The organism is Massilia phyllosphaerae (assembly GCF_034659755.1).
Lineage (GTDB): Bacteria > Pseudomonadota > Gammaproteobacteria > Burkholderiales > Burkholderiaceae_D > Telluria > Telluria phyllosphaerae.
This window is the reverse complement of record NZ_JAXSQX010000005.1, coordinates 434,492-458,177: the sequence shown is the minus strand read 5'-3', so window position 1 is coordinate 458,177 and position 23,686 is coordinate 434,492. Positions and strand designations below refer to the sequence as shown.

The window sequence follows — 23,686 nt, the reverse complement described above, 5'->3', positions numbered from 1 at the left end:
GACTCTCTTGTCTCCGCCAAGGCCGAACGACGGTGTTTGAGCCGCTCTTGGCGACAGGCTGTACGGATTGTTCATTCTCCGAGATTAGGCAGACCTACTTCAGTGCGATCGTAGACCACGCGATGGGCCTCGAGCGTATCGCTTGGGGGACGCAGTTGGAGCGTGCCGGCTCGTAGGATTGACGAAGGCGAGCCGCCACAGATTCGCCTATGGCCTCATCTACACGTCCGAATAGCCCACACATGCATTTGCGGTTGAAGATGATACTCCGGCTATTTATCATAGGCATCACGATTTCCCCTCCTTGTGAGTACGTTCATTACCATGGTTGAAATCCTCGGTCTGAGTAGCTTCCCGGCGGGAGGCAAGCCAGTACTTGGTGGCTGCTCCCATTCAGAAAATTGTTACTCTCGCCGCTGCACCGTATCTGCGGCTTCACTATACATATGTGTTTCAGCCAAGCAGCGTGACCGGCGCCTCCAGCATGTGCCATCGGAAACCGCATATCGAGCCTTCCTGCGCCTAGACGGAACTCCAGGACCGTACGATAATGGAAAACGAACGCAAGTTGGCTATCTACACTTCCGTAAAGCTAGCTGAGGCGGTCTGATAATCAACAGACCGCAAAACGGTTCGGCCGTACCCGTGACTAAAGTGCAAAAAGCCCGCGGGCGAAGATGAAAAAGCCCGCGGGCGAAGATGTTATCGGACAAATGTAGTCTAATTACCTTAAAATTGAAGCTTAGAGCAACTTAGTAGTTGCCGAACTCGTCCACAAGAATAGAGATAAAATGGCAAACCAGTATACGCCGCTTTCCGATTTTCCAAAAGCATTTGCCGGTCCGGAAGGAAAAGTTGACCCTAAGTTGTTGCGAGAAATCTGCTCAATTCGCGAAAAGCCGGCAAGAAGTGTTAGAGAGCTATTAGCTTTATGCGGCCCAATAAAAGTCGATGCAGCGCAGGCATTTTCCGCGCTCAGCGAGATTATTGTCGACAAGGCTTTCCGTGAGCGATGGTACGAAGAAAGCATTAACAAGAAGCTTGCAATATGGCCATTTTTTGCCTTAACTCATAGGTATATAGTCAGCAAATATAAATATCTCGACTATGATTCCGAGCAGATGGCTAGCTTCTTTGCCAAAAGGCTAGCAAAATCTGGCAGCTTCACCTATTTTCCGAAGCTGCAGAACATGCCGACTTTAATCGAAAACATCAGAGTCGTCGCAGAACTTTCGAAAGACCACGCGGCCATCTTCTGCTGGGCACTTACTGAATCCGCGTTATTCAGCTCGCGCCGGTATCCGGGTGAAAAGTCTTTAACGCTGTTCGCACAAGCATTCTTATCAGCACTAGACGAACATGGACTGAGTGATATCGCAGATTTAGTGAAGATTGGCGACTGGGTGCCTGCTCCAGCCCTTCCCAAATCCCCGATAAAACCAATTATACATCTGCCTAAAAAGGAGCTCGCCGCTCCGGTTGAAATCGTGCCTATAGTTCACAAGCACGATGCCATCTTAAAGCTTGAAGAACGCGTAGATGAGATTTTAAGGAAGCTTCAAGACGCGGATAAGTATGCGAATACACTTTCAGAGAAGGCGTTAGAAGTCCGTTATTCAGAGTCAATCGAAGGCTACTTCGACGAACTGCAAAATACCCTGAGCCACTTGCAAAGAATTAGCTCTGAGATTGCAAGGGATGAACAAACATTCCTCGCCGACTTCTCCCAGCTTCTGACATCAAATCTTTCCGAAATAAAAGTAAACCTAACTGAGCTTGATGTAGAAAAATTATCCCCGAAACTACGAGCAAGCTGGTCAGCGAAGACGAAGGAAATGCTGTCACTGTCAAGTGACATTATCAAATTTAGCATACTCCTTCCTAATAAAAGAAAGGAAGTCAGAGAGCAATTTCTCAAACTGCAAGAAAAGCGAACACTTCCATTGCGTCAAATATGGGAGACACTACCCATTCTCGAAAAAGACTTGCAAATCTGCGAAAATGGCTTCCTCGCCCGTGTAAAGATTTACGATTCTATAAAAAATAATTTCAAAAACATAAGCTGGAATCCATTTTCAAAGTCAACTTCTTCAAGTCAGCTTTGGGGTGACCTCGGTCATGAATTAGTTCGCTGTGGTGAACTTGGGTCGATTCTCGGCATTATCTTACGTCAATCATTTCATATCTTAAAAGACGAATTCGTTCGCTGTGTGGAGTTTTCTGCTTGCGAAATATCAACCAGAGATATGCTCGAGCATGTGATAGATTGTTTCAGTTATTTAACGCTAGGGCAAATTGAGACGATCGCACGCCAGTCGGAAAATCTAAGGAGACTTTTGGCCATTATTGAGCTGCACGCTTTTTTAGACATGGCCCCAAATAATCCTACTGGTGCATTTAAATACTGGAGTATCAGGCCTCTAAACGAGATTTCTTCAATATCGTTAGATGACTTATTTACCGAGTTTTTTCAGTCTGTCTACGAAATTTGTGCACAAACGTCTGAACGCTCGTTTGGCTTTGTCGATCTCCGCCAAGTACTGCTGAAAGCGCGCGCCATTGATGAACAGAGTCGGTTTCTTCTAGACGAACAAGATTTCCGAAACCGCCTGGACGAAATACTTCGGTTCTATAAGCGTGGCCAAAATACATATGGAGAACTGTGGGCACAGGCATACGCTACCGTTGTCACACCGTTGCGAGATTACGCGCAAAATCATTGTCTTTCCGACGTTGCTGAAAAAATCATAGCGAAATGCGAAGGTTTTAAGGTGGATTACCATTTACAAGAGTGGAAACTACATATCCCCGAGCACCTGCGTAAACGGTCCGAATATGACAAACACATACGTGCCCAAGTTGAAGGGAAGGTTTCCGAGTTGCTAAATTGGGCGAACAGTTATCGATTATCCACAGTGCTTCAAAAAAGCGTAGGCAAGCCCGAGTTAACCAGACTCGAGCAAGCCATAAGAAACGTATACCTTTCAAACGAGCAAAGCGTCGGGCTGCTAAAACTGTGGTTTGAGGTTGTTCTCTTGCAAGATCGCGAAGTGAGGAAACGTGTCTGGAGCTTTTCTTCGTCCGAAGAGCCAAGCTGGGACGAAAAGCTTATAGGACATACGGCTACGCCGCTCGAACCGCGCACATATACCAACAATGACATTACCTTCGGAAGACTGTGTGCGGATAGGATTATTCAATATTTCGGACACAACACAGTCAGCGAACTTGCTTTCAACTATGCAGAATTGGGCATGTACGAAGAATATTTCGCACTAAGCTCGAGTACTACAGAATCCATATCTATCGATCTTGATCGAAAAGTCGAACTTGAAGTCGACCAGTTGCAAGTAAAGCAATCTGCCAGGATCGACAACCTCGCAAAGAAGCAAGCAAAATTTCTGGAGTCTGGCGAGAGTATTGACGTCTACTTGCTAGAATTAAAGCAGTTTTTGGAAGAAAAGAGCTGGGCCCGCCTGGAAAACGAGCTTACAGAAGTCGAAGTTTTAGCCCTTGACATTGAAGCTAATCGCGCCAACAAAGTAATACGAGAACAGCTTAGCGTTGAAATTGCACAGCTAGGCGGTACTTTTGACGAAAAGGCAAGCACGCAAGAGCTGACGACTTTACGCGACAAACTATACAATGTTACTCTCCCCCAACGCCTGCATTTAGCTCCTCTTAATCGAATTATCGGCTTTCCCGAAATGGATTCGGACATAATAAATGCAACTCGTGCCGCTTATAAAAACTTTGATACACATGCCAACTTGCCCACGCCGGAGCAATCCGAGTATTTATCATACGTTTTAGAACAGACAATCAGCCCTCTATTAGATGAGCTTTCCCGGTATCGCACGTTACTGCCATCTTATAGTTCGAAGTTGAAAGGTCTGACTATGAACTTGATGGCCAACCTAGAAAAGATGAGTTTAGGCGGCCTCACCGCCGCGGATCAGATTTCAATATTGGAAGGCTTAGCCGATAACTGGTCTCATCTACCTCGACAAGGCGAAAACGGTATTGATATTATATCGGCAAAATTCATTGCTGCCGGCTTTACATGGAGCGACATTACCAATGTTAAGACGCTTAACTTGGGCGTCGACGCAGACCGCCCTAATCGAACGCAAGTCACCGAACAAAATTTGACGGGGGATAGCAACTCGATAATCGCTCGGTTCATCCAAAACCTTCAAAGTCGTTGTGCGTCAAAACTTAACTCTGGCGGGCTCGTTGTCAGTAATGAACAGCTGAATCAGAACATTAGGGCAGGTCGGTGGGACCACTCTTCAGAAATCGCATACAGACTCTACACCGATTCGACGCACCTTACACCACTACAGCAGCAGGAAGTCTTGACAAACTGGGCCATAAGCTCGTATTTGAACGACCCTGCTGAGTTTGATCTCGAATCAATGGCGGCTCTCTTCCGGCTAGTAAATGCGAATAGTTCTGCTGCGGGGGTGCAGTATATACTCCCCACGAAGACTGCACGAGGCCTCCTAGGCGAATTCTTGCTCCGTTTTATCAGGAAACTTTCGCTATCAATGGGATTGACAACAGAAAGATCGACAATCCAAGATCAGCTTTCCGTCATATCAGCATCTATTGCTACGTTCACGCAATACAAACTGTTCCTACGCATCGCCTTTGCGACAGTCGGCGATTCAAAATCCTTAACAACCCAGACATTTTGGGAGTTTTTCGCAGGAGATTCACGGCAAGCCGAAATTAGGGCCGCGTTTATGAGCCTTATATGGAAAAGCTCGCTTCCAAATGTCTTGGCTCAATGTTTGACGTATGCGCCTATCGAGATTTCCTCCAGAAAGGCAAATGCATTAGCGGCTGTCGCAGACCAGATTTTACAAAACGGGAAATTTGATTTAATTCAAAGTTTCTTGGATATGCGAGGTTCAGTTTCAGCGAAACCTTTCGACCTGTTCGTCGCCACGATGCTGTCCATGATTCCCACGTCATCGGAGCAGGCTGCGGAGCTCTCTATAGTTGGGAAATTAAATAAGGTCGACGGTGGCGAAAAATGGCGTGCTACCTTAAGCATTATCCCCAGAAAGAGCGACTGTCCTGATACGATACAATTAACACTTGAGCAACATTCGCCAATACGATTTGCACAGGGTGAACTAAAGCACACTTTGATTGGCCCATTCTTCGAACCGAGTCTTGTCTCACTTGAATTCATCGCAAACGGCTCGGACGCATCAGTCTTTTTATTAGAGGTCGTCTGCGATGCATTTTCGATCACCGGAAAACCGTCTCGATTCATAACAAACTTAGATATAGACCTATCTGCGAATTATCGTTTCCAAAGTTTAGGCAGCGATGAAATTGAAGAAGCTTTTGCCTATTTTCCAGAATACCAGATGCGAGGTGACGACTACGTCGTCCGAATTGAGGATGAAAGGAAGATCGAGAAAGCGTTGTTTGGACGAACGATCAGGAGTTTGTGGATATCAAGCCCTCGAAGGTCAGGAAAGACAACCATGCTTTACCGTATACTTGACGCTTTTTCACATAAGGTTGGAAGAGATAGTCTTGTGGTTTATCTCACGTTAGATAAATCTTTTACTAGTGTTGCTGAGTTCAACTCATGGTTATGGACACGAGTCAGGACTCTACCGGCAAACAAGGAACTGCGGGCGTTATACGATAATTTTGAGGAGCTAGGTAAAAATCTTCCTTGGGATGCAGATGCAGGTACCTTTATCAACTCCTTATCCGACTGCCTACTAACCAACCAGGTGGGTTCGCGAGTTGTTTTCCTTATTGATGAAATCGATAAATTTGCAGCAATGCACTATGCCGGTAGTCAAAGAAAAGATACCGCTAGCGAAATTATGTGGCAACTACGTCACCTGATAGGAGAACGGCGAGAAGTAGGATTTGTGTTCGCCGGCTCATCCGCAGCCAAACGTATATTTGTTACCAATTCTGATTCGCCTTTTTTTAATGGAATAAGTTTACTTGAACTAACGCCGTTTGGATCACGCACTCCAGACGAAGAGCGCTGCGCAAGGGAGATAGTAGAGCCTATTCGAACTCGTCAGATCTATAGCTTTCCAAAGTCGAGCCTAGAGCATTTGATTTGGGTGTGCGCGGGCATTCCTTACTATATGAAGTTGGTAGCGGGCGCTACGATGGCAGTCGCCCGACAGTCGCACATTTTAATAGCAGACGTAAACGATGGACTTCGAGCCCTATTGCAGCGGGGAACAGGAGTTTTAAAACTGGACGAGATGAGCGGTGAACCAGGTTCTGATGAACTTCGAACTATGGCAATCGAAACAGGACAAGACAAACTAATCACCTTAGGTGTGTTGTATTCAATTGCAGAGTCGTACAGCGCGCTCGGTGGTCAACCAATATCACGAAATAGTATTAGTGCTCAAGATGCCCCTTTAATAACGCGATATTCGCTGCCCAAAAAAAGCATAGAAAGAGGACTAGATTTGTGTATCGAATTAGGGTTCTTAAAGCCTTCAACTGAGCGATACGGTGACATAGAATTTTCCATTCCAATATTGGGCGAGTCAATAAAAAACTCATGTGGCAGATTATGGGCCAACATAGACCATGAGTTACGTACTATTGCGAGAGACGAAGAATGATCAATCAGACGATTTTTTCTGAGAAACTAGCCAGAGAGATTGTAAAATCTTGGTCGCGATCAGGGAGTAACTATATCTTAATTGCTCCACCTTTAAGTAACGCGCGCTCATTACTGAAGCGAATCTGTGAAACCGAGCTGATAACATCGGTGCATGGGGTGGATGCCTCAGTAAATTACTCTGTGGCCGAGCTGGATACCAGTGACTTTAAAGATGACCTGACGTTCGCTTTACGTGTTCTACGAGGCTGGCAAATTATGCCTCCCAAGTTTTCGCCGCATGACGACGCCGTCTCACTTTTAAACTTCGGCACCCAATGCGTTATCGATAAAGGCTATCACCCAATTATTGTCATTCATCGATTTCATGAGGCTTTAACAAAACTCGGCGAGGATATAGGTACTGCGCTAAGAAATTTGGAGCACGATTATAATCTCAGTACCGTCGTAGAGTTGCCAGTCTCAATCACGTGTTTGCGACAGCGCTGGAGCGTATCGCTTAACGCTCCACCACCGTTTCTTGCTTCAGATTGGGGCCAAGGGCACTCGGAGAAATTTGTTAAAGGTTTAACTCAGCAGGAAGTTGCAAAATTGTTGCCCGAAATTCCTAAGCGGGATGAGATGGCGAAAACGATATATTCTTTAACTGCAGGGCTACCGGGACTAGTAGATAAACTACTTGTGGCAGCGGAGTCACGAGATCCAACCGGCTTAACTAACTTCGCTAGATCGCAAGCTAGCAAACTTTGCGTGCGGCTAGTTCAATGGGTAGATAAGCCTGGTGATGATTTCTTCAAACGACTGCTTGTAAAGACTGTCGCTCACTCAAATTCGAACGACATAACGAGCCTGCTGGATCATGATTGGGCTGATTTATTTAGAAAGAGCGAACCTTCGTTAGGCATTCAAATGCTTGTCTGGGCCTGCAATAACGAAATCATGCGTGATAGCGCATCTTGGTATATCCAGCAAATGCAAGAGTGTTTCATCAAAGGAACACCTGAGGACTTTGATCTGCTCCTAGATTCGGTTGAGATTGCAAAAACTGATATGGATCATGGTAAATATCAGTTATCTATTTTAAAAAGATTTTCAGATGCCATTAACCCGTTCGATGCAGACTGGGTTAAGGTAGCTAAAATTCTTGATGAGTTCACAGGTTTCTGCCTATCTCATGAATCTGATTCTGCTACATATTTGAACTCCTATTTTTCCGAATGGAAGATCCTGTGCAAAAGCATGAACTCTTTTAGAGTGGAGGCAGACAAAACAGGGGTCAGATTAGAGCAATTTTCGCTGTCTAGCGGAAGTAATGAGATCACTTTAGCGTTAATCGATTTTCTGGAAATTCGCTTGAATTTTGCCAAAAATAATTTCACCCCATATGTAGCGATGAAATCCGTTGTTGAGATGCCAGAGACTATATTGCAGATATACTCCTATTTAGTTTGCGGCATCCGATTCTGGGATTTTGACACTGGCAATGAATATGATGTAAAGAAAATCTCTCAGCTAATACACATGGATTTCAAGATGCCTCGACCTAGAGCGCAACTAAGCTTCTTTGAAATACTGTGCCTGATTTACGTAAAAACACAGGATATATCGGCACAGAGCCGTTTATTTCAGACATTCGAAGAATTTTCGAACATTCAAAAGATTTATGAAGAGAGAAAAAGGCAAGTCCATAGCACGGCGCTAATTGAACACATTGATTGGACGGCTTACGAAAAGTTCTGTAGAGGCTGGCTTGCGAAAATCCGACAATGTGCAGGCGCCGAGGGGCGCGCAAAACCTCGCAGCCCTCATGTCGTTTTCGATGACTTGCTGAAGCGGGTCGCTTGTTAGCACTGCCAACCTAACACACGATGCGTAGAAAAAATTCTACGTTTTGTCGTCAGCATGTTTTTCAGATAACAGTATGCTGGACTTCTGTCATCGCTCAGGCCTGAGAAATTCAGCATGTATTTGGTCGCGCCGCATATGATGACCGGCTTTGGGTCCTTGCGCCTCAACCGTATGGGTGAGCTTGGCCTACGACAGGCGCCTTAGAAGGGACCCGATTCGTATGTTATACGTACTTCGGGTGGGCCTTTCCTCTGAGGCAACATTTATATAAGATGATATTACCTCATGCGTTATATGACCATAGAACCCTTGAATTAAAGCACTTATATAACATCTGTGGGTTTGAAAGATGCTGCCGTAATACCAGTGGGTGTTCCAGGGCCAGAACGGATGCACCCCGTAGACGTTCATGCCGTCCATCGACAGGTGCAGCAGCAGGCCGGCACAGGCCGCGATGACGGCGCCCCAGCGGGCACTGGCGCTGACCTGCAGCAGCCGGCGCGCGTTCGGCCACAACAGCCACACCAGCGCCAGCAGCAAGACCGCTTCGCCCAGCGCCGCCAGCAGCGTGTGGGTATGGCCGCGGTGGTGCAGCAGGTAGCCGAGCGGTGCCGGCAGGATGCGGGTGTAGACCAGGTCGAGGTCGGGGAAATTGCTGGCCAGGCAGCCGACCGTCAGCAGCATGCGCTGGCGCGTGCGTTCGCGGGCGGTGTCGGGTTCCGGCGGCAGGCTGCGGTCGATCAGGGCGCCGACGCCGAGGCCGACGACCGAGTGCGTAATATTGTCCATGCTGCAATCTTACCTTGATCGTAAGCTTGGCAGCATTCGAATGCATGCCTGCGGCATCTTACCGATTATTGCAACTAACCGACGATCAATTTGAGTACCGACTGAAAGCGCCAGCAGGCAGGGCAGGCACCAATGAAAAGCGCCACCAGTCAGGCGCCGTCCGCAGCCAGGGCGAGATAACCCACGTAGCCAGCCTGCAGCGCCAGCGGGAAACAGCGGCAGGCTTGCAGCGCCGGCGCGCGTTCGGCACGCCACTCGTCCAGTTGCAGGCCGAGGCACTTCAAGCGCGCCTCGTGTTCGCTCCAGGCTTGCGCAAACGCGGCATCGCGCACTGCCGCGGGCAGGCCGGCAAGCTGCGCCGTCACGGCCGGCCCGAGATAGTCGCGTGCCACCGGCTCCCAGTCCGGCACCGGCACGACCTGGCTGACGTCGATCCCGACCGCACTGCCGTCGGCGCGGAACACGGCCACCGAGATGTCCCCATCGTGGCTGATCGCGAGCGCAATCCGGCGCTCGCCGCCGTCCAGGGCTGCGGTTGCCCAGGGGGCGGCGCCTTCGGGCGAATGCAGCCCGATGCGGTCCGGATCGATGCCGCAATGCGCCGCCAGCGCGGTTGCCAGGGCGGCGCGGATGCGCAGCCGGGCCGTCTCGCGGTCCGGCTGGCCGGGCACGCCGATCACGCGCACGCCGCCCGGCCCTTCAAGGACGGGATCGCCGGGCCAGGCTACTGTGACCGGCTCGTCCATGCTCACCCCGCCGCCCGCAAGGGCGCTGCCGGCAAGCCGCTCCAGCTGGTCGCCGCCGGAATGTGCTCGCCCTTCATCACCAGCGTCAGCGGTCCCAGGCGCGCGTTGTCGCCCACCTTGGCGCTGTACAGCACGGTGCCGCGCGGGCCGACATAGACCTTGCTGCCGATGTCGACGCGGTCGATCTTCATCACCCGGTCTTCGAACAGATGGGTCTGCGGGCAGGACAGCGCATTCAATTCGCTGTGGTCGCCGATGTGCACGCAGTCGAATTCCGTGATGTCGGTGGTGTCCATGTACACGCCCTTGCCGATACGGCAGCCGAGCAGGCGGAAGGCGACCGGCAGCCACGGCGTGCCGCGCAGGTAGCGCATGAAGTTCGGCACCGCGATGCCTTCATACATATTGGTCACGCCTTCGGACAGCCACACGAAGGGCGTCCACATCGGTTCCGCGCGCTTCTGGTAGCGCCCCAGCAGCAGCCATTTGAAGGCGAGGACGAACAGATAGTTGCCGACGCCGAAGGCCAGGCCGATCAGCGCCAGGTACCAGATCACTTCGCCCCAGCGTCCTTGCCCGGCGATCGGCATCAGGTCCAGCACCACCGTGTAGCCGACCGCGATCACCACCGCGTGCGGCGCCACGATGCGGAAGGCTTCCACCAGCGCGCGGCCGAAGCGGCGCAGCGCGGAAGGGCGGTAGGTCAGGTGTTCCGGGTAGCCGCTGACCTGCTCGCGCGCCGGCAGGTGGATCGGCGGCGATCCGAGCCAGGTGTCGCCGCTCGTCATGCGTTCGTTGACCGGGGCGTGGGTATGCACGCCGACCAGCACGCCTTCGGGCAGGATGGTGCCGTCCGGGATGTAGCTGCCGTTGCCGACGAAAGAGCGGTTCGAGACCACGGTGGGCTCCATCGTCATCCAGCCGCCGTCGATCTGTTCGTCGCCCAGCATCACGGCGTCGGCGATGAAGGTTTCGTCGCCCAGGGTCAGCATGTCCGGCACCACGCCCAGCGCGGTCGAGATCTCGGCGTCGCGTCCGACCTTGGCGCCCAGCAGGCGGTACCAGAAGGGTGCGTACACGGTGGCGTAGATGCCGTGCAGGACGTTGATGCTCGATTCCTGGATGTGGCTGACCAGCCACTTCTGGCAATAGGCGTTCGAGTGCACCGCGGAGCGGCCCGGCTGCATGCGCGGCAGGAAGCCCCAGCGGATCGCGGCCGACACCAGCATGGTCAGGAAGATCAGCACCGCGCTGGCCGGCAGCGCCAGCACGAAGTAGCGCACCAATTGCCCCTGGATGGTGCTGGCCTGCAGCCAGGCCAGGGTGCCGCGTTCGTCGAACCAGTCGATCAGGACGAAGCTCGGGAACACCGGCATGAAGAACAGGGTCGCCACCAGCAGGATGCCGAACACGAAGAACAGCGCTTCCCCGGCCAGGCGCAGGCGGCTGGCGCGCGGGCGCGGCGGCAGCGTCGACGGGTCGAAGGCGCCGGCGTCGCGCGCGGGCGAGCCGTTCCAGATGCGGTTGGCCGGCACCACGGCGCCGTCCTGCAGCGCCGACTGGCCCTCGAGGTGGCCGCGCCGCTCGACCCGGGTGTTCCCTTCCAGGATCGCGTACGAGGACACGAAGGCGTCGTCTTCCAGCGTGACCGCGCCCAGGATCAGGCGGCCGCGCTCGACCCGCGCGTTCTCGAAGTTCACCGCGTTGCCGATGCTGACGTTGTCGCCGAAGTGCAGCAGTTCCGGTGCGCGCACCGTCATCGAACCGATCACGACGTCGCCACCGATCTTCGCGCCCAGCAGGCGCAGCCACCAGGCATACAGCGAGGAGCCGGCCAGCAGGTAGGTCGGCGCCGCCTCGACCAGGCGGTCGGCCAGCCACCAGCGGAAATACGTCCTGCCCCACAAGGGGTAGACGCCCGGCTTGAGACGGCCCGCCACCAGCCATTTGCCGCCGATGGCGATCGCGAATTCCATGACCGTCGCCAGCAGGAACACGCCGATCGACGCCGCGATCGCGCGCGGGATCTTGTCGCCCGGGTCGCCGGTCATAAAGTGGTAAGTAAAGAAGGGCGCCAGCCACTGCGCCATGCGCAGCGTGACCAGCACCGGCACCGTCGCCAGCTGGGCCAGGCCGCACAGCCAGCGCCGCGCCGCCGGCGGCGGGGTCCAGTCGTCTTCCATCGCGGCGGTGCCCGCGGCCTGGTCGAGTGTCGAGGCGATCGCGCCGATCTGGCGCTGCTGGTAGATGTCGCGCACCGTCATGTGGGCGAAGCGCGGGTCCTGGCGCAGGGCGGTGGCCAGGCGAGCGGCAAAGAAGGAGTGGCCGCCGAGGTCGGAGAAGAAATCCTGTTCGCGCCGGATCGCCTGGCCCGGGAACAGCCCGGCCAGCGCCGCGAACAGGGCTTCCTCGCCGGGCGTCTCTGGCGTATCGGATTCGGCCGGGTCGCTCGGCAGCGGCGCGCTCAGGGCCATCGCCTTCAGGGCCTTGCGGTCGATCTTGCCCGAGGTCAGGCGCGGCATCACGCTCAGGACTTCGAAGCGGCTCGGCACCATGTAGGGCGGCAGGCGGCCGGCAAGCGCCTTGCGCAGCGTGGCCGGCGCCAGCTGTTCGTCGCTCGCCCCGGCGGCCGGCACCAGGTACGCGACCAGGCGGTCGATGCCGTCGTCCTTGCGCAGCAAGACGGCCGTGGTGCCGATGCCGTCCTGCTGGGCCAGTACCGCCTCGATCTCGCCCAGCTCGACCCGGAAACCGCGGATCTTGACCTGGTCGTCGGTGCGGCCCAGGCACACCACCTGGCCGTCCGGCTCGATGCGCGCCAGGTCGCCGGTGCGGTACAGGCGCGCGTCGTCCATGCCCGAGGCCCACGGGTTGGGCAGGAATTTTTCGGCCGTCAGGTCGGGGCGGCCCAGGTAGCCGGCCGACAGACCGGGACCGGTGATGCACAGTTCGCCGGTATCGCCGCGCGGCAGCAGCTGCAAGCCCTTGTCGGTTTCGGTGGAGATGACCAGCAGCCCGTAGTTCGGCAGCGGGTCGCCGATCGTGATCGTGCGGCCCGGTTCCATGCGCGCCAGGCTGGCCGACACCGTGGCCTCGGTCGGGCCGTAGGTGTTGAACATGGTGCGGCCGGGCTTCGAGAAGCGCTCGACCACGGTTTCCGGGCACATCTCGCCGCCCAGGTTGATGATGCGCAGGCCCGGCACGTCTTCGGCGAACAGCGACAGCAGGGTCGGCACCGCGTGCAGCACGGTCACGCCGTTTTCCGTCAACAGGCGCGGCAGCGCTTCCGGGTCGCCCGCGCTTTCCTTGGGGCCGAGCCAGAGCGTGGCGCCGACCAGGTAGGAAATCCAGATCTCCTCGAACGACATGTCGAAGGCGACCGAGAAGCCCTGGTAGACGCGGTCGTCGGCACGCACGCCCAGCACCTCGTTCTCGCTACGCAGGAAGTGGCAGATGCTGCGCTGGTCGATCAGGATGCCTTTCGGCTTGCCGGTCGAGCCCGAGGTGTAGATCACGTAGGCCGGGGCGCTGCCCGGCACCTCGCCGCGGCGCTGCAGCACGTAGCCGTCAGCGGCAGGCAGCAGCAGGTCCTCGGCCATGTAAACAGGTCGGGCGGCGTCCGCCCGGGCGACGTCGCCGAGGCGCTCGCGCATCCGTTCGCTGCTGACCAGCGCCGGCGAGCCGGCATCCTCCATGCACACCAGCAGGCGCTCGACCGGCGTGTCTTCGTCGACCGGCAGCCAGGCGGCGCCGGTCTTGGCGATCGCTGCTTGCATGATCAACAACTCGACGCCGCGCGGCATCCACAGGCCGACGATGTCGCCCGGCCCGATGCCGGCCTCGATCAGGCGCGAGGCGGCCAGGCTGGCCTGCTCGTCGAGTTCGCGATAACTCAGCCGGCGTTCGCCGGACACCAGCGCAAGCTGCTCGGGCGACCGGCGTGCACTGGCTTCCAGCAGGTCGGCCAGGATTTCATTGCGCAGCAGCTCGGGCTGGTGTGGTCCGTACAGCACGTCGGGGTGCCGCGTCAGGGAAAGGTGATCGTTCATCGACGCTAGTTGAGGGTAAGCATGGGTTTAAGCAAGGCCGTTGTGCACTTAAAAACATTGGTCTGCAATTATTGCGCGCAGCGTAACCCATTTTGAGCCCAACAACGAAACCGTCTGTTTTTTTCTTCACATAGGCAGGTTTCATTCGCGTTTTTGATCTAAGTCAAGGAAAATAGTTGCCGTGAATCCATAAAATTGCGATGTTTCATCAGAATTAAGGACTACCCGTGCGCACCAACCTGCCTGTCACCGGCATCGAATACCTGCTCAAGGACGGCCAGTCGATCGTTTCCAAGACCGACACCAAGGGCCGCATCACCTACGTCAACCCGGCCTTCATCGAAGTCAGCGGTTTCTCCGTCGACGAATTGCTGGGCAAGGCGCACAACATCGTGCGCCACCCGGACATGCCGCCGGAAGCCTTCGCCGACCTCTGGGCCACCCTGCAAGCCGGCGAACCCTGGACCGGCATGGTCAAGAACCGCCGCAAGAACGGCGATTTCTACTGGGTGGTGGCGAACGTGGTGCCGGTCAAGGAAAACGGCCGCGTGGTCGGCTACATGTCGGTCCGCACCCGTCCCGAGCGCGACCAGGTCAAGAAGGCCGAAGCGCTGTACCGGCGCTTCCGCGAGAAAAAAGCCGAGGGCCTGGCGATCCGCCGCGGCATCGTGGCCAAGAGCGGCTGGCGGGCGCGCCTGCTGGCGCTGCGCAGCATGCCGCTGGGACGCCGCCTCGGCCTGATGCTGGGATCGCAATCGGCGCTGCTGCTGGCGCTGGCCGCCGCTACCGACGGCACCGTGTGGCGCGTGCTGGCCGGTGCCGGCGCCGTCCTGACCCTGCTGGCCTGGGCCGAGCTGCAGCACGCCATCGTGGCACCGCTGGGGCAGGCGCGCGACGCCGTCAACGCCCTGGCCGGCGGCGACCTGTCGCACATGCCGCCCAGAGGGCGTGACGACGAGATGGGCAGCCTGCTGCTGGCGCTGCGCCAGCTGAAGGTGAACCTGACCGCGATCGTCGGCGACGTGCGGGCCAACGTCGGCTCGATCGAAGCGGCCACGCGCGAGATCGCCAGCGGCAACCACGACCTGGCGCAGCGCACCGAAGCCCAGGCCGCAAGCCTGGAGCAGACCGCCGCCAGCCTGGCGCAGGTGGCCGCCGCCGCCGGCCAGAACGTCGACAGCGCGGTCCGCGCGGACGGCCTGGTGGGCGCTGCCTCGAACGTCGCCGGCCGCGGCGGCGAGGCGGTGCAGGCGGTCGGCGCCACCATGGGCCAGATCAGCGGCTCGGCCACGCGCATCGTCGACATCATTGGCCTGATCGACGGCATTGCCTTCCAGACCAATATCCTGGCACTGAACGCGGCGGTGGAAGCGGCGCGCGCCGGCGAGCAGGGGCGCGGTTTCGCGGTCGTCGCTGGCGAGGTGCGCAGCCTGGCCCAGCGCTCGGCCGGCGCGGCCAAGGAAATCAAGGCGCTGATCGAGGATTCGGTCGAGAAGGTCGGCCAGGGCAACGACCAGGTCGGCGACGCCGGCCAGACCATGCGCGAAGTGGTGGCGTCGGTGCAGGACGCCGCCGTCATCATGCACGACATCACGCTGGCCTCGCGCGAGCAGGGACAGGGCATCGCCCAGGTGAATGCGGCGATGGCGGAACTGGATGCGATCACGCGCCAGAACGCGGCGCTGGTCGAGGAATCGGCTGCGGCATCGTCCAGCGTGGCGGAGCAGGCGGTGCATCTGTCGCAGGCGCTGGATGTGTTCAAGATCGATACGCGTTCACTTACTGCTTAATTAAAGGGCTCGGTGGTTTTTGATGTAAGTCAAAGATTTAGCTGAGCCCGATCAATAAACTCCTCGTAAAGATTTCCACATTGCATGGGCGATGTGGATCACCAGGAGTTTGTTACCATGAAATTGCACGACCTGCCGACCGTCGAATTCGACGCCGACCTGATTGCCCGTCTCGGCAAGGCCGGCCCCCGCTATACCTCCTACCCGACTGCCGACCGCTTCGGCGACGGCTTCGGCTACCGCGACTTCCTGCATGCCGTGGCCGACCGCCGTACGCGTGCCGGCGTCCGGCCGCTCTCGCTGTACCTGCATATCCCGTTCTGCGACACCGTCTGCTATTACTGCGCCTGCAACAAGATCGTCACCAGGAAGCGCGACAAGGCCGCCACCTACCTGGCTTACCTGAAGCGCGAGGTCGAGATGCAGGGGCGGCTGTTCGCCGGGATGAATGAGGTCGAGCAGTTGCATTTCGGCGGCGGCACGCCGACCTACCTGTCGGACGCGCAGATGGGCGAGCTAATGGACCACCTGCGGCGCTGCTTCCATTTTGCCGGCGATGCCGCCGGCGAATACGCGATCGAGGTCGATCCGCGCACCGTGTCGCCCGAGCGCGTACACAGCCTGCGGCGCCAGGGCTTCAACCGCATCAGCCTGGGCGTGCAGGATTTCGATGGCGACGTGCAGAAGGCGGTCAACCGCGTCCAGCCGGAGGAGGAGACGCGGGCCATCATCGGCGCCGCGCGTGCCGCCGGCTTCCGTTCGGTCAGCATCGACCTGATCTACGGCCTGCCGAAGCAGACCCCGGCCACGATGGCAGCCACGCTGGACAAAGTCATTGCTGCCGACCCGGACCGCATCGCGGTCTACCATTACGCCCACATGCCGCAGCTGTTCAAGCCGCAGCGCCGCATCCTGGACGCCGACATGCCCGACAGCGACACCAAGCTGCAACTGCTGCAGCTGTGCATCGAGCGCCTGGGCCGCGCCGGCTACGTCTACATCGGCATGGACCATTTCGCCAAGCCGGGCGACGACCTGGCCCTGGCCCAGCGCCAGGGCCGGCTGCAGCGCAACTTCCAGGGCTATTCGACGCACGCCGACGCCGACCTGGTGTCCTGCGGCGTTTCCGCCATTGGCGCGGTCGGGGCCACCTACAGCCAGAACGCCAAGACGCTGGACGACTATTACGACGCACTCGACCGCAACGAACTGCCGGTGGCGCGCGGCGTACGCCTGAGCATGGACGACGTGCTGCGGCGGGCCATCATCCAGAAGCTGATGTGCCAGTTCGAACTGTCGATCCCGGCGCTGGAGCAGGCGTTTCCGATCGTGTTCCGGCGTTATTTCGGGCGCGAGCTGGAGGCGCTGGCCGGGCTCGAACGGGATGGGCTGGTGAGCGTGGGGGAGGAGTGGATCAGCGTGAGCATGAAGGGGCGGTTGCTGATCCGGAATATCTGTATGGTGTTCGACCGGTATTTGAATAGCGTGGAGCCGCGACATTCGAAGACCGTTTAAGGTAGGACAGACACGTAATATGCACGTCGCCCCTGCGCAGGCAGGGGCCCAAGTTGGTGGCGTATCGCAAAACTTGGGCCCCTGCCTTCGCAGGGGCGACGGTTTTCAAGCTAACTTTTCAAGCCAACTATCGCTGGTTGAGCTAGCTGGTTGAGCTAATTTCGGCCAACTCACATCGTCGGCCCGCGCCCCGATCCTTCTTCCTTCTCGATCCGCTCCTGGCACTGGATGCAGGTCTGCACCGTCGGCGTCGCCAGCAGGCGTTCTTCCGGGATGTCGCAGCCGCACACCACGCAGATGCCGGCGCCGCCCGATTCCAGGCGGCCGATGGCGGCGTCGATCTCGTGCAGCATGTTGGTTTCGTGTTCGGCCAGGTGCTCTTCGTTATGGCTGAGCATTTCGCCGGCCGGGGCGTCGTCGTTCTGGCCCATGTGGGCATTCGGCGAGATCGCCGGGCGGTCGTCGGTGTCGCCGTCGGTACGGGCGTGGACGGTGGCGAGGATGTCTTCGCGGCTCTGGCGCAGGCGTTTGCCGAGTTCTTCGTGGAGTTCCGGTGAGATTGGCGGCATAGGTAAGTCCTTGGTACGTTATCGATCGCGTTGTTGATCGCGTTGTTGATTGTCTTGATAACAGTCTAGCCGATGCCTGCCGGGAGGCGCGCACGCGCGCGGAAGTTGGATTGGCTTGAAGGCCGTGATAGATTGATCGGCACCCATAGCGTACGAGGCCAGACGATGAGCATGCCATCCCAGCGCCCAGCCACCGAAGCCGACCTCGTGGCCCTCTGGGCGCTGCGCACCCGTGCCGTGCGGAGCAGCTGCGCAAGCCACTATCCGCCCGAAGTCATCGATACCTGGTCCGCGGCCGCGCCGCCGGCCACCATGCCGCTGCTGGTACGGGCCGGCGGCGGCATCGTCGCGGAAGACGCGGGCCGGCTGCTCGGCTATGCCGTGCTGGATGCCGAGACCGGCGAAGTCGATGCGGTGTTCGTCGATCCCGGCGCGCACGGGCAGGGCATCGGGCGCGCCTTATTGGCGGCACTGGAAGCGATGGCGCGCGCGCAGGACCTCGACCGGCTGTTCCTGTCGGCGTCGCTGAATGCGGTGCCGTTCTACGAGCGCGCCGGGTTCCGCGCGCTGCGCGAGCGGCTGGTCGCGCACCGCAGCGGGATCGCGATTCGGGCGCTGCAGATGGAAAAACGGCTTGGAGCGGCCTGACAAAACCTCCATGACTGCGTTGCATCGTCGCGCCGAGCAGTTGCCGACCCGGCCTACTGTCTTCGCGGTCCGCCGCTGCGGCGATACGCCGGCAAGCCGCATCTCTTGCCCTGAAGGTTTTGTTAGGCGCTCTTACGCCATCGGGCTGCACTGCGCCGTGCCCGCCGCCATCGCCTGCAATCGAGCCGGCTCCAGCAGCACGATCTCGCGCTTGTCCACCTGCACCAGCCCCGTCTTCTTGAAGCGCGACAGCAGGCGGCTGATGCTTTCGATGGTCAGTCCCAGGTAATTGCCGATGTCCTCGCGCGACATGCGCAGCTGGAAGCGGGTCGGCGAGTACCCGCGGGCGGCGTAGCGCGACGACAGGTTGACCAGGAACACGGCAAAGCGCTGCTCGGCGCGCATGTTGCCGAGCAAGAGCATGACGTTCTGCTCGCGCGTGATTTCCTGGCTCATGATGCGGTGGAAGTGGCGCAGCAGCGCCGGTACCTGGCCGAACAGCTCTTCCAGGCGCGCGAACGGGATCTCGCAGACTTCGCTGTCTTCCAGCGCCACCGCGTCGCAGTGGTGGCGGTCGCCGCTGATCGCGTCCATGCCCAGCAGTTCGCCGGCCATCTGGAAGCCGGTGATCTGGGATGCGCCGGCCGCGTTCACCTGGTAGGTCTTGAAGTGGCCGAAGCGCACCGCGTACAGGTTGCGGAAGGGTTCGTCCATCGCATACAGGCGCTCGTCGCGCACCAGGCGCCGGCGGCGGCCGATGATCTGGTCGAGGCGCTCCATGTCGGCGTCTTCCAGGCCCATCGGCAGGCACAGCTGGTGCATGCTGCAGGCCGAGCATTTGGCCTTCAGTGCCTGGACGTTCAGCGGCTGCTCGATGGCAGGGAATTCGGTGGAGCGCATGGGAGGTAAGGGCCGTCAATACCCCGCCATTATAGCTGTTCACTTTCTGCCACCCAATGCATTCGAGGCCTTGTAGCCGCTGCGCGGCCTGGACGCCCACGTCTAGCGAGCGTGTGCCCCCCGTTCGCTGGACGGGCGTGCTGGCGTTGCCTGTCGTCATGCATGCGGCGGGCACGCGCTGGCACGTAAACCGGCCGCGCATGCAAGGCGGTTCAACCGTGCGCGTTCCGTCCTTACGAGCGTCTACACTTTCCGTAAGAATTTATTAACGGGAGAACCATGGTTCCTCAGCAGCCAGACGCATCCGTTAGCCTGCCGCTCGGCGGCGAGGACCAGGCGCGTGCCGATTTCTATGCCTTGCTGGCGCGCCTGCTGCTGGTGCCACCCGATGGCGGCCTGCTGGCAGCCCTGGCCGAGTCGGAGCCGGTCTCTGCCGCCGGCGAGTTCGCGCTGGAAGATGCCTGGCTGAAGCTGACGCAAGCCGCCAGCGTGGTCGACGCCGGCGCGGCGTCCGACGAGTTCGCGCTGCTGTTCCTGAGCACCGGCAACCCGCTGCTGAATCCCTTCGGTTCCTTCTATCTCACCGGCCACCTGAACGACGTGCCGCTGGTCCAGCTGCGCCACGACCTCGCGCGCCTGCGCCTGGCGCGCGCGCCCGGCGCCGGCGAGTCGGAAGATCACCTGGGCGCGCTGTGCGAGACCATGCGCGTGCTGATCCAGGGCGCGCCGGGCGTCGGCCGGCAGCCGCTGCTGGTCCAGAAACAGTTTTTCGAAGCGCACATCCGCCCCTGGTATGCGGCCTGCCTGGCCGATATCGCGCATGCCGAGGGGGCGAATTTCTACCGCGTCGTGGCCGCCGTGGCCGACGCCTTCCTGTCGATCGAAGCCCAGGCCTTTTCGGTGCTGGATGCCGATGACCTGATTGCAGCCTGAGGACATACATGGACAAGGAACAGAAACCCGACTTCACCCGACGCAGCCTGCTGAAGGCCGCGCCCCTGGGTGCGCTGGCGGTGGCCGCCGCCGCCGGTGCGAAGGAAGCCGAAGCCCCGGCCGCCGTGCCGGCGCCGGACCCGGCCAAGCCGCGCGGCTACCACGAGACCGAACACATCCGTAACTACTACCGCACCGCTGCGTACTGGTAAATCGAGGAAATGTCATGACCCTGGTGAAAACATCGCGCGACAGCGGCTCAGGTAATAACACCAAGCGCCGCCGCTTCCTGGTCGGGGCCGGCGTCACCGCCGGCGCCGGCGCACTCGCGCGCCACCTGCCGCTGAACATGATGCAGCCGGCCACCGCCGCCGAGCCTGTGCAGGCCGAACCGACGACCGAGATCAAGCACACCGTCTGCAGCCACTGCTCGGTCGGTTGCTCGGTCGAGGCGGTGGTCAGCAACGGCGTCTGGGTGCGCCAGGAAGCGGCCTTCGATTCGCCGATCAACATGGGCGCCCACTGCGCCAAGGGCGCGTCGGTGCGCGAACACGGCTTCGGCGAGCACCGCCTGCGCTACCCGATGAAGCTGGTGAACGGCAAGTACGAGCGCATTTCCTGGGACCAGGCCATCAACGAGATCGGCGACAAGCTGCTGCAGCTGCGCCAGCAGTCCGGTCCGGATGCGCTGATGCTGATCGGCAGCTCCAAGCACAGCAACGAGCAGGCCTACCTGCTGCGCAAATGGGTCTCGTTCTGGGGAAGCAACAATTGCGACCACCAGGCGCGCATCTGCCACTCGACCACGGTGGCCGGCGTGGCCCAGACCTTCGGCTACGGCGCGATGACGAACTCGTTCAACGACCTGCACTACAGCAAGGCCGTACTGTTCATCGGGTCGAATCCGGCCGAGGCGCACCCGATCTCGATGCTGCACTTCCTGCACGCCAAGGAGCTGGGCGCGAAGATGATCGTGATCGACCCGCGCTTCACCCGCACCGCGCGCTTCGCGCATCACTACGTGCGCGTGCGCCCCGGTACCGATATCCCGCTGGTGTGGGGCATCGTCTGGCACATCTTCGCCAACGGCTGGGAAGACAAGGAATTCATCGCCAATCGCACCTACGGCATGGAAGACGTGCGCAAGGAAGTGGCGAAATGGACCCCGGAAAAGGTAACTGAAGTGACGGGCGTGCCGGAATCGGCGGTGCGCATGGCGGCCGAGATGCTGGCCACCAACCGGCCGTCGTCGGTGGTCTGGTGCATGGGCATCACCCAGCACCACGTCGGCACCGCCAACGTGCGCGCACTCTCGATCCTGCAGCTGGTGCTGGGCAATATCGGCAAGCCGGGCGGCGGCGCCAATATCTACCGCGGCCACGACAACGTCCAGGGCGCAACCGACGTCGGCCCCAACGGCGACTCGCTGCCGGGCTACTTCGGCCTGGCCGAAGGCGCCTGGAAGCACTTCGCCAGCGTCTGGGGCGTCGACTACGACTGGATCAAGGCGCGCTTCGGTTCCAAGGAACTGATGGAAAAACCGGGCATCACGGTGTCGCGCTGGTTCGACGCCGTGCTCGAGGAAAACAAGTACGTCGACCAGCCGAGCAACCTGAAGGCCGTGATCTATTGGGGCCACGCGCCCAACAGCCAGACCCGCCTGCCGGACATGAAGGCGGCGATGCAGAAGCTCGACATGCTGGTCGTGGTCGACCCGTACCCGAGCATGACGGCGTCGATGCACGGGCGCCAGGACGGCGTCTACCTGCTGCCAGCGGCGTCGCAGTTCGAATCGCAGGGTTCGGTGACCGCCTCGAACCGCTCGATCCAGTGGCGCGAGCGCGTGATCCAGCCGCTGTTCGAGTGCAAGACGGACCATGAAATCATGTACCTGTTCGCCAAGAAGCTCGGCTTCGGCGAACAGCTGGTCAAGAACATCAAGGTCGTGCACAACGAACCGGTGATCGAAGACATCCTGCGCGAAATTAATCGCTCGTGCTGGACCATCGGCTACACCGGCTGCTCGCCCGAGCGCCTGAAGCTGCACATGCAGAACAAGCACACCTTTAACCCGACCACGATGCGCGCCGACGACGGCCCGTGCAAGGGCGATTACTACGGCTTGCCGTGGCCGTGCTGGGGCACGCCGGAAATGAAGCACCCGGGTACGCCGATCCTGTACGACCTGAACAAATCCGTGGCCGAAGGCGGCCTGCCGTTCCGCGCCAACTGGGGCGTCGAGCACAACGGAGAGAGCCTGCTGGCCGCCGATGGCTCGTTCACGAAGGACAGCGAGATCGACACCGGCTACCCCGAGTTCGACCACGTGTTCCTCAAGAAGCTGGGCTGGTGGGATGACCTCACGCCGGAAGAAAAGATCGCCGCCGAGGGCAAGAACTGGAAGACCGACCTCTCGGGCGGCATCCAGCGCGTGGTGATCTCGCACGGCTGCGCGCCCTACGGCAACGCCCGCGCCCGCGCCAACGTCTGGAACTTCCCGGACCCGGTGCCGACCCACCGCGAACCGCTGCTGTCGCCGCGGCGCGACCTGGTCGCCAAGTACCCGACCTACGACGACAAGGCCGCCTTCCTGCGTCTGCCGACGCTGTACAAATCGGTGCAGCAGGTCGACTTCTCAAAGGACTTTCCACTGATCATGACCTCGGGCCGCCTGGTCGAATACGAGGGCGGCGGCGAGGAAACCCGTTCCAACCCGTGGCTGGCCGAGCTGCAGCAGAACATGTTCTGCGAAGTCAATCCGGAAGACGCCGCCCAGATCGGCGTCAAGCTGGGCGACTTCATGTGGGTCGAGACCCCGACCGGCGCGCGCCTCAAGCTGATGGCGATGGTGACCCAGCGGGTGCCGATCGGCATCGTCTGGATGCCGTTCCACTTCGGCGGCTGGTGGATGGGCGAAGACCTGGAGAAGCACTATCCGGAAGGCGGGGCGCCGACGGTTCGCGGCGAAGCCGTCAACACCGGCTGGACCTATGGCTACGACGCCGTGACGATGATGCAGGAAACCAAGGTATCGCTGTGCCGCCTGGTGCGGGCATGAGGGCGACAAGCGACGGTAAATGACAGTTGGGCGAGCTGTAGGACGCACATTATGCACGTCATTCCCGGCACTGCCGGAAACGACTCCCCGCGCAGGCGGGGACCCAAGTTGTACGCGTTGTCGAGGCGCAAGCACAACTTGGATTCCCGCCTGCGCGGGAATGACGTTAGTGAAGGTAACGAGAGTAGAGAGCGAGGCTGGCAATGACCGCAA

At 58.8% G+C, this 23,686-nt stretch carries 13 protein-coding genes; 8 read left to right on the top strand and 5 right to left on the bottom strand.

What is annotated here, in order from left to right; all coding sequences use genetic code 11:
* Positions 1-791 precede the first annotated feature (791 nt).
* Positions 792-6,629, top strand: coding sequence for an ATP-binding protein (locus tag U1H99_RS20800; protein ID WP_323143618.1), 5,838 nt, complete (start codon positions 792-794; stop codon positions 6,627-6,629).
* Complete coding sequence (locus U1H99_RS20795; protein ID WP_323143617.1) at positions 6,626-8,476, top strand: hypothetical protein; 1,851 nt, start codon at positions 6,626-6,628, stop codon at positions 8,474-8,476. Before U1H99_RS20800 ends, U1H99_RS20795 begins: the two co-directional genes overlap by 4 nt.
* A gap of 186 nt (positions 8,477-8,662) precedes the next feature.
* Here U1H99_RS20795 and U1H99_RS20790 read toward each other — a convergent pair whose 3' ends face one another.
* From U1H99_RS20790 to U1H99_RS20780, 3 genes are all read right to left on the bottom strand, one after another.
* Positions 8,663-9,265 carry a metal-dependent hydrolase gene (locus tag U1H99_RS20790; RefSeq protein WP_323143616.1) on the bottom strand — a complete coding sequence of 201 codons (603 nt, stop codon included), beginning with the start codon at positions 9,263-9,265 and terminating at the stop codon, positions 8,663-8,665.
* Between the two features lie 149 nt (positions 9,266-9,414).
* Positions 9,415-10,011, bottom strand: a complete 597-nt coding sequence (locus U1H99_RS20785) for a 4'-phosphopantetheinyl transferase superfamily protein (RefSeq protein WP_323143615.1) — start codon at positions 10,009-10,011, stop codon at positions 9,415-9,417.
* Positions 10,012-10,013: 2 nt separating this feature from the next.
* Complete coding sequence (locus tag U1H99_RS20780; protein WP_323143614.1) at positions 10,014-14,060, bottom strand: Pls/PosA family non-ribosomal peptide synthetase; 4,047 nt, start codon at positions 14,058-14,060, stop codon at positions 10,014-10,016.
* Positions 14,061-14,287: 227 nt separating this feature from the next.
* Between U1H99_RS20780 and U1H99_RS20775 the strand changes: the two genes are divergently transcribed.
* Both U1H99_RS20775 and hemN read left to right on the top strand, forming a co-directional pair.
* Positions 14,288-15,850, top strand: coding sequence for a methyl-accepting chemotaxis protein (locus U1H99_RS20775; protein ID WP_323143613.1), 1,563 nt, complete (start codon positions 14,288-14,290; stop codon positions 15,848-15,850).
* Between the two features lie 117 nt (positions 15,851-15,967).
* The gene (hemN, locus tag U1H99_RS20770) at positions 15,968-17,365 is read left to right on the top strand and encodes an oxygen-independent coproporphyrinogen III oxidase (protein WP_323143612.1); all 1,398 of its coding nucleotides are present in this window, start codon (positions 15,968-15,970) and stop codon (positions 17,363-17,365) included.
* 170 nt (positions 17,366-17,535) lie between these two features.
* Here hemN and U1H99_RS20765 read toward each other — a convergent pair whose 3' ends face one another.
* Positions 17,536-17,934: a TraR/DksA family transcriptional regulator gene (locus U1H99_RS20765; protein WP_141837325.1), complete on the bottom strand. Its 399-nt coding sequence runs from the start codon at positions 17,932-17,934 to the stop codon at positions 17,536-17,538.
* A 165-nt stretch (positions 17,935-18,099) separates the two neighbouring features.
* Here U1H99_RS20765 and U1H99_RS20760 point away from each other — a divergent pair, with 165 nt between their 5' ends.
* The gene (locus tag U1H99_RS20760; protein ID WP_323143611.1) at positions 18,100-18,582 is read left to right on the top strand and encodes a GNAT family N-acetyltransferase; all 483 of its coding nucleotides are present in this window, start codon (positions 18,100-18,102) and stop codon (positions 18,580-18,582) included.
* 132 nt (positions 18,583-18,714) lie between these two features.
* On the opposite strand, the gene fnr is transcribed toward U1H99_RS20760, so the two are convergent.
* A complete protein-coding gene (gene fnr, locus U1H99_RS20755) occupies positions 18,715-19,482 on the bottom strand; it encodes a fumarate/nitrate reduction transcriptional regulator Fnr (RefSeq protein WP_323143610.1) in 768 nt (255 codons plus the stop codon).
* 279 nt (positions 19,483-19,761) lie between these two features.
* Between fnr and U1H99_RS20750 the strand changes: the two genes are divergently transcribed.
* The 3 genes from U1H99_RS20750 to U1H99_RS20740 are packed head-to-tail and all read left to right on the top strand — an operon-like array spanning position 19,762 to position 23,473.
* Positions 19,762-20,415, top strand: coding sequence for a TorD/DmsD family molecular chaperone (locus U1H99_RS20750; protein WP_323143609.1), 654 nt, complete (start codon positions 19,762-19,764; stop codon positions 20,413-20,415).
* An 8-nt stretch (positions 20,416-20,423) separates the two neighbouring features.
* Positions 20,424-20,627, top strand: a complete 204-nt coding sequence (locus U1H99_RS20745; protein WP_323143608.1) for a formate dehydrogenase — start codon at positions 20,424-20,426, stop codon at positions 20,625-20,627.
* A 14-nt stretch (positions 20,628-20,641) separates the two neighbouring features.
* On the top strand, positions 20,642-23,473 hold the full coding sequence (locus U1H99_RS20740; RefSeq protein ID WP_323143607.1) for a formate dehydrogenase subunit alpha: 2,832 nt from the start codon (positions 20,642-20,644) through the stop codon (positions 23,471-23,473).
* Positions 23,474-23,686: the final 213 nt, after the last annotated feature.

What these genes read in the sequence shown, in the direction of transcription:
- U1H99_RS20795 (WP_323143617.1), top strand. Translation starts at nt 6,626, where the DNA reads ATGATCAATCAGACGATTTTTTCTGAGAAACTAGCCAGAGAGATTGTA.
- U1H99_RS20745 (WP_323143608.1), top strand. Translation starts at nt 20,424, where the DNA reads ATGGACAAGGAACAGAAACCCGACTTCACCCGACGCAGCCTGCTGAAG.
- hemN (WP_323143612.1), top strand. Translation starts at nt 15,968, where the DNA reads ATGAAATTGCACGACCTGCCGACCGTCGAATTCGACGCCGACCTGATT.
- U1H99_RS20760 (WP_323143611.1), top strand. Translation starts at nt 18,100, where the DNA reads ATGAGCATGCCATCCCAGCGCCCAGCCACCGAAGCCGACCTCGTGGCC.
- U1H99_RS20800 (WP_323143618.1), top strand. Translation starts at nt 792, where the DNA reads ATGGCAAACCAGTATACGCCGCTTTCCGATTTTCCAAAAGCATTTGCC.
- U1H99_RS20780 (WP_323143614.1), bottom strand. Translation starts at nt 14,060, where the DNA reads ATGAACGATCACCTTTCCCTGACGCGGCACCCCGACGTGCTGTACGGA.
- U1H99_RS20790 (WP_323143616.1), bottom strand. Translation starts at nt 9,265, where the DNA reads ATGGACAATATTACGCACTCGGTCGTCGGCCTCGGCGTCGGCGCCCTG.
- fnr (WP_323143610.1), bottom strand. Translation starts at nt 19,482, where the DNA reads ATGCGCTCCACCGAATTCCCTGCCATCGAGCAGCCGCTGAACGTCCAG.
- U1H99_RS20750 (WP_323143609.1), top strand. Translation starts at nt 19,762, where the DNA reads ATGGTTCCTCAGCAGCCAGACGCATCCGTTAGCCTGCCGCTCGGCGGC.
- U1H99_RS20765 (WP_141837325.1), bottom strand. Translation starts at nt 17,934, where the DNA reads ATGCCGCCAATCTCACCGGAACTCCACGAAGAACTCGGCAAACGCCTG.
- U1H99_RS20740 (WP_323143607.1), top strand. Translation starts at nt 20,642, where the DNA reads ATGACCCTGGTGAAAACATCGCGCGACAGCGGCTCAGGTAATAACACC.
- U1H99_RS20785 (WP_323143615.1), bottom strand. Translation starts at nt 10,011, where the DNA reads ATGGACGAGCCGGTCACAGTAGCCTGGCCCGGCGATCCCGTCCTTGAA.